This window comes from Protofrankia sp. CiP1_Cm_nod4 (assembly GCF_982290645.1).
In genome coordinates this window covers 1,301-4,188 of record NZ_CEVIVC010000114.1, presented here as the reverse complement: position 1 = coordinate 4,188, position 2,888 = coordinate 1,301, and the positions used below count along the sequence as shown (strand labels likewise).

Annotated in this window: 2 protein-coding genes and 1 pseudogene; 1 reads left to right on the top strand and 2 read right to left on the bottom strand. The window is 68.9% G+C overall.

The window, feature by feature from the left end:
• Positions 1-3: 3 nt before the first annotated feature.
• Together AC5LSR_RS18300 and AC5LSR_RS18295 are read right to left on the bottom strand one after the other, a co-directional pair.
• Entirely contained in the window at positions 4-1,635 is a 1,632-nt protein-coding gene (locus AC5LSR_RS18300; protein WP_250285655.1) for an ABC transporter substrate-binding protein, read from the bottom strand.
• A gap of 315 nt (positions 1,636-1,950) precedes the next feature.
• Positions 1,951-2,064 carry a putative leader peptide gene (locus tag AC5LSR_RS18295; RefSeq protein WP_445548567.1) on the bottom strand — a complete coding sequence of 38 codons (114 nt, stop codon included), beginning with the start codon at positions 2,062-2,064 and terminating at the stop codon, positions 1,951-1,953.
• 450 nt (positions 2,065-2,514) lie between these two features.
• Here AC5LSR_RS18295 and AC5LSR_RS18290 point away from each other — a divergent pair.
• Positions 2,515-2,888, top strand: a pseudogene (locus AC5LSR_RS18290) (hypothetical protein); the annotation flags it as partial.

The window sequence follows — 2,888 nt, the reverse complement described above, 5'->3', positions numbered from 1 at the left end:
GTGTCAGCTCTTCCAGGTGTCGTGCAGCTGGATCCGGCTGGACGCCTCGAAGTCCAGGTTGTGGACGTTCTTCGACACACCCAGCTCGGTCTGCAGCTCCACGACCGGGACGACGTAGGCGTTCCGCACGATCAGCTGCTGGGCCTGGGCCACCAGGTTCTGCCGCCTGACCGGATCCGGTTCGGCCGCCTGGTCGGTGAGGACGCTGTCGAGCTGGGTCGGCGGCAGCCGGTACGCGTTCGCCAGCTGCGTGGAGTACAGGGTGCGCAGGATGTCGGGGTCGGCGCGGGTCAGGTTGCCCCACAGCACGTCGAAGTCGCCCGAGCGCTGGATTTGGGCCGCCTGCGCGATCTGTAGCTCCTTCAGCACGAGATCGACACCGACCGTCTTCAGCTGCTGCTGGACCAGTTCCAGGGTCGGCTTGTTGGTGGCCGCGTTGGCGAACCAGCTCACCGCCAGGCGCAGCGGGACGCCGTCCTTCTGCCGGATCCCGTCGGCGCCGGGCACCCAGCCGGCCGCGTCCAGCAGCGACCTGGCCCGGGCGGCGTCGAAGGCCAGGTCCGAGCCGAGATCCTGGTAGCCGGGGGCCGTGTGCGCCAGGATGCTCGTCGCCGGGTGGGTGCCGGTCGGGAACACCGTGTCGGCGACCTGCTTGCGGTCGATGGCGAACAGGATGGCCTGCCGCACCTTCTGGTCCTGCAGGATCGGCCGGGAGTTGTTCAGGCTCAGGTTGAACACCACCCCCGGGTTGGCCCGTGCCTGCAGGCTGGCCCCGCCGCCCTTGAGCGCCGTCTCGTCGGCGCGGCCCACGCTGCCGATCGCGTCGACCTGTCCGGAGGTCAGGCTGGCGCTGCGCACGCCCGCCTCCGGGACCACCTTGAACGCGAGCGTGTCCAGGTACGCCTCGCCCTTCTTCGTCCACAGGGACGAGCCCCAGTTGTAGCCGGTGCGCTTCGCCAGCGTGATCGACTGGGCCGGCGCGTACTTCGACAGCACGAACGGGCCCGACCCGGTCACACCCTCACCGCACCGCTGCTGCGGGGTTCTGGCGATGCTCGCCCCCGACACCAGCCCCAGCGAGAACGTCGACGTGGCCTGCAGGAACTGGGCGTTCGGCTGCCTGAACGCGACCGCGGCGGTGAGGTCGTCGACCACCGTGGTGCCCTCGTAACCGCTGAGGTAGCCCGTCCCCAGGACAGCCAGCGCGCCCAGCTTCGGTATCGCGTCGAAGTTGTCCTTGACCGACCGCGCGTTCACCGGCGTCCCGTCGCTGAACGTCGCACCGGGCCGCAGGTGGAAGGTGAACGTCCTCGCGTCCGGGCTGATCTCCCAGCGCTCCGCCAGCCACGGCACGATCTCGCCCGTCCGGGGGTTCTGGTCGGTCAACGAGTCGACGATCTGCCGCAGCGAGTAGATCGTGTCGTTGCTGCCCACCTGCTGCGGGTCCACACATCCCGCGTCCGAGCCCACCGCAAAGGTCAGCGTGCCCCCCGGGCGGGGTGTGCCGGCACGCGCACCGCTGGTGGGCTCGTCGTCATCGGAGCCACAGGCGCTCACCAGCGTCGCGGCCGCGGCGAGCGCGGCAACAGCCACCGCCCACCGAGGAGCGGGCCCGGACCGGGCTGATCTGTTCACAACAGTCCTTTCCTGCGAGGCAGCCGAGGGAAGCAGCCGGCGGGGCCGTATACCCGCGCACCTGAAATCCCGGACGGACCGTGACAAAAGCACAGAACAGGCAATGAAAAGAACAACGCGTTATGCGATGGACACGTAATGCCGACCCGCATGGTGTGGCGTCAGGACCACCACAGGCAGAAAGACGAGCCGAAACATGGCGATGAGGACGCACCGTGAGCCACGACCGGTGACACGGCGATGCCATGGAAACGCCAGACAGATCCACTCACGGCTGACGGCGAGCGGAGCCGGTATCAGCTCAGACGCTGGCGGCTACGGACACAGACAGCTCGTCACCCGCTGTAGATCGATATGCCGACGCGAGAACGTCGCCGGGGCGACACAGCACGGCGAAACAGCGCAGGCATGGCCATGCGACCGCTGCACGCTGGTTTCCTCCTACGACCACGCACGCGCCCACACGACCGCTCTGTCGCGCCAGGCTCATCTCTGGAGCGCCCGACCGCGGACGTGGCTACCGGCCGGTGAAACGGAGCCCGACACCGACGTCCGGTGCCAGAAGCTACCCGCCCACAGATCACCCGTCAATATCGACCGACAAGGTAGAAAATCAGCCCGACCAGGCCGGTCGCGCCCAGTCACTCACCGCATCGTCCAGCCCACCAGCTCCTTCAGTCCTCTGCCCCGGAATCCGCCGGGCCCGCACCCGGTCCGGCCCCGCGACGGCGACAGCGACAGCGGCGAGACCGTCTGCCGAGGAGGGCCGGCCCTGCCGACGAGGATCCCGTCGGCGAGGTGGACGGTCAGCGAGGTGGACGGTCGGGCCGCGGCGGGCGCTGCCGGTGGGTAGCGTGGCGGAGGTCGTGGACTCGGGGGGTGGTGGCGATCGACCGACCATGGCTGCGGGTACCGATCGGGCCCGAGGCAGCTTCGTGGTCGACGGTCACGGCGTCCCGCACGGTGCTCGTGGTGGCCCACACCGTCACCTCGACGAACCGCCTGCTCGACGTCCTTCCCGCGCTCACGGCCGACACCAGGGTCCAGGTGGTGTTCACGACGACCGGCACCTCACCCTTCAACGATGGCGTCGTCGACCTGCTGGCCGGTATCGGCGCGCGGACAGTACCGTGGGAGCAGGCGGTGGCGACCCGTTTCGACCTGGCCCTCGCGGCAAGTCACGGCGGCGACCTGCACAAACTGTCGGCTCCGTTGATTGTCATGCCCCACGGCGCCGGATATAATAAATATTT